This window comes from Phytoactinopolyspora endophytica (assembly GCF_004138495.1).
Taxonomy (GTDB): Bacteria; Actinomycetota; Actinomycetes; order Jiangellales; family Jiangellaceae; genus Phytoactinopolyspora; species Phytoactinopolyspora endophytica.
In genome coordinates, this window is sequence record NZ_ML142853.1 from 129,406 (window position 1) to 133,180 (window position 3,775).

The 3,775-nt window shown below is 67.7% G+C and carries 3 protein-coding genes; all 3 read right to left on the minus strand.

What is annotated here, in order from left to right:
• Window positions 1-176 precede the first annotated feature (176 nt).
• Entirely contained in the window at window positions 177-1,094 is a 918-nt protein-coding gene (locus ELR45_RS11445; RefSeq protein WP_129666077.1) for an ABC transporter permease, read from the minus strand.
• A complete protein-coding gene (locus tag ELR45_RS11450; RefSeq protein WP_129666079.1) occupies window positions 1,091-2,059 on the minus strand; it encodes an ABC transporter permease in 969 nt (322 codons plus the stop codon). Before ELR45_RS11450 ends, ELR45_RS11445 begins: the two co-directional genes overlap by 4 nt.
• A gap of 130 nt (window positions 2,060-2,189) precedes the next feature.
• On the minus strand, window positions 2,190-3,775 hold a 1,586-nt coding region (locus tag ELR45_RS11455), incomplete at its 5' end, for an ABC transporter substrate-binding protein (RefSeq protein ID WP_165367684.1).

Here is a 3,775-nt window from a genome sequence, read left to right on the forward strand (position 1 = left end):
TCGGTGTCGAACCAGACGTGCAGGTCGCGGACGTCCAGGATCGGTGCGTTCACGGGTGACCACCTACCCGAGCCTTGCCCATGATCATCGAGGATCGTGGGGGTGGACACACCCGAAATACTCGATGATCATGGCGCGTTGTCATGGGCGCCCGCTCGTTGGCTCGTCTCACTGGTTCACATCCTCTTCCCGGTCCGGCTCGTGAGCCTTCCGTCGACGGGAAGCCGTGCGACGCGGAACGAGTGCACGGACAGATGCCCCGTCCGCAACCGCGGGTTGAGCTTCTCCTCCAGCGCCCGACCGATCAGAGTGCAGGACAGGATCAGGGCCCCCACCGCGAGCCCCGGCGGCACGATCGCCCACCACGCCCCGCGGGACACCGCCTGGCCCGCGAACGCGTTCTGGATCAGCCGGCCCCAGGAGATCGCGGACGGGTCACCCAGCCCCAGGAACGCGATCGCCGTCTCCACCAGGATCGCGTTGCCGACGGCGAAGATCGCCAGCGTCAGCAGCAGCGGCACCACATGCGGCAGAACGTGCTGGGTGATGACGCGGAACGCCCCGGCACCGATGGTCAGGGCGCGCCTGACGTAGGCACGCTCACGCATGCTCATCGCCTCCGAGCGCACCACGCGTGCCAGCCGCGCCCACGACAGCAGGCCGATAATCAAGATCACGCTGGTCAGGCTCCGTCCCCACACCGTCGCCACGATCAGCAGCAGCGGGATGTCCGGGATCACCAGCATGTAGTCCGTGATCCGCATCAGAACCGCGTCGGTCTTTCCTCCCACGTATCCGGCGAGCAGTCCGACAGTCCCGCCGACGACGACGGCGATCAGCGCGGCGGCGAAGCCCACCAGCAACGACGTCCTGGCGCCCCAGAGCAGGAGCGTCACCATGTCGGTGCCGGCGTCGTCCAAGCCGAGCGGGAGCGACCACGAGGGCCGCTCGTAGACGCCGCCGGCCTTCTCCCGGCTGCCGTGCGGCGAGACCCACGGCGCGAGCAGCGCGAGGACGACGATCGCCCCGAGCACGACCGTCCCGACAGCGCCGCCCGGATATCGACACATCCACGTCACCATGCCGCGCGTCATCGGGTGATCCTCGGGTCGAGCTTGAAGTACAGCAGGTCCGCCAGCAGGTTCGCGAGCACGATCGCGACCGTGAGGAGCAGGAACCCGCCCTGCAGCAGCGCGTAGTCACGGTTCTGCACGGCCTGGTAGAGCTCAAGCCCGATGCCCGGGTAGGAGAACACCGTCTCCACCAGCAGTGACCCAGCGACGATGTAACCGAAGGTCAGGAAGAGCATGGTCACGATGGGAAGCATCGAGTTCGGCAGTGCGTACCGGCGCATGATGCGCCAGCTGTGCAGGCCCTTCGCGCGTGCCGTCAGGATGTAGTCCTCCCCAAGCGAGCCGACCAGCGCCGAGCGCACGATCAGCGCCCAGACCCCGCACCACGCCAGCCCGATCGCCAGCGACGGCAGGATCATGTGCTCGGCACGGTCGACGAGGGTGTCCCACCACGACGGATCACTGAACCGCAGGTAAGGGTCGCTCATCCCGGCCGAAGGCAGCGTTCCGCTGAACAGCAGCAGGAGCATCAGGCCGATCCATTGCACGGGCAGCACGGACAGGAACATCGACCCGGACAGGGGTGCCCAGTCGGCGACCGTGCCGCGCCGCCACGCGGACATGGTCCCGACGGCGAACCCCAGGACCAGCCCGAGCAGCAGCCCGAAACCCACCATCGGCAGCGTGTTCATCAGCGGACCGGTCAGCTCGTCCCACACCGGGGCCCGGGTTTGGAACGAGTGCCCGAGGTCGCCGCGGAATAGGTCGCCCATGTAGATCAGGTACTGCTCGATGACGGACCTGTTCAGGCCGAGGTCCTCCCGGAGGTAATCGCGGAACTCGGCGCTGCAGGTACGGCACATCTGGTACTGGGTCGACGCGTCGCCGGGCGCGGCCCGGAAGATGAGGAAGTTGATCGTCGCCGCCAGCACCACGGTGACGACGGCGGACAGCACCCGTCTCGCGACGTATTCGACGCGGCTCATCGGTCACCCCCTTCCTCACGCCGGCCGGCGGTCCGTGTCCCGGTGTTGCGTCCCGCAGCGGATGCGCCATGAGGCACACTCCGCAGGACGCAACACCGGGTGTCGGTGTGCCGCCGGTCCGTCATCGTTGTCAGCCCTGGTGCGGATTGGTCCACAGCGCCGGGCCGAAGCGGTCGATCTCGATGCCCGACCAGCCGTCGCTCACGACGTGCACCGTCTCCGCGTGATACAGCGGCAGCACTGCCCGCGCCTCGCGCACCAACATCTCCTGCAGCCGGCCGATGAGCGCGGTCCGCTCCGCTTCGTCGACCGTGCCACGCTGCTGATCGAGCACGGTGTCGTACTCGTCGTCGCAGTAGCCGGCGAAGTTGACGCTGCCCCAGCTGTCGCAGCTGTAAATCCGCAGCATACCGCCCGGTTCCGGGCTGAGCGACCAATACGAGAACGCCATGTCGAAATCGAGGTACTCCCCGTCCGGCGCGGTCACCGTCGCGGTGTAGTCCGCGGCGATGTCCGGTGTCAGCTCGATCCCGACGTCGGCGAGATTCTTCTGCAGGATCTCCGCGACGCGGTTGATCTCTTCCCAGACGACGATCTCGTACGACATCCGTTCGCCGTCCGCGTTGGTCCTGATGCCGTCGGAGCCGCGCTCGTATCCGAGGTCGTCCAGGATGCGGTTCGCCTCGTCGGGGTCGTACGGGTCGGCCTGGATGTCTTCGGGGATCCACCGCTCCTGGAACGGCGCGAGCACGCTGCGGCCCGGCTCGCCGAAGCCGTCCAGCTCGACCTCGATCACCTCGTCCCGCTCGATCGCCAGCGACATCGCCTCTCGCACCGCCGGGTCCTGTAGCTCTGGATGATCCGGCTTGTCCGGATTGGAGTTGATGTTCACCATCCCGACCTCCTGCGACGGAGCCGTCTCGACACTCACACCGGACGCACCGCCCACCGATTCCGCCACCGAGGAGCCCGCGTTGTACCCCCAGACCACATCGCCGGCCTGTAACGCCTGGGCGAGCCCTTCGTTGTTCTGGAACACCTGCAGACCGATGACGTCCACGGCCGGCGGCTCGCCGTAGTAGCCTTCGTTCGGCTCGAAGATGGTGGTGCCGTCGGAGTCGAACTCGGTCATGGTGAACGGCCCCGCGGACACCAGCGGCAGCTCGCTCTCCGGGCGGAACGCGAGCATGTCGCCGCCGTCGTTCCCGGCGTGCGGCTCGTAGACGTGCTTCGGCAGCACATGGAAGCTGGCGAGCAAGGTGAGCACGTCCTCGGCGATCGGCTCGGTGTAGGTGACGGTCAGCGTCTGCTCGTCGACGGCTTCGACGCTCTCCACACCCTCCAGCGCAAACGACACCAGGCCGGCCGCACCATCCAGGTGGTCCAGCTCGAACTGCGCCGTCCACGCCGCGTCCTCCGCGGTGAGCGGCGTGCCGTCCGACCACGCGCCTTCCTGTAGGTGGAAGGTGTAGCTGCGGCCGTCATCGGAGACCTCCCAGCTCTCCGCCCACGCTGGCTCCAGCTCGGTCCCCTTGAGCTGAACCAGCGCGGGGTAGACCAGCTGGCGCGCCATCCAGGAGCCGTAGAGGTTGTCGGCGAACGGGTTGACCGTGTCCAACCGACCCAGCGCCGCCGTCACGCCGACGCTGAGAATGCCACCCTCGGTGGATCCTCCATCGTTCCCGTCTCCGCCCGACGCGCCGGGCGCGTCGTCGT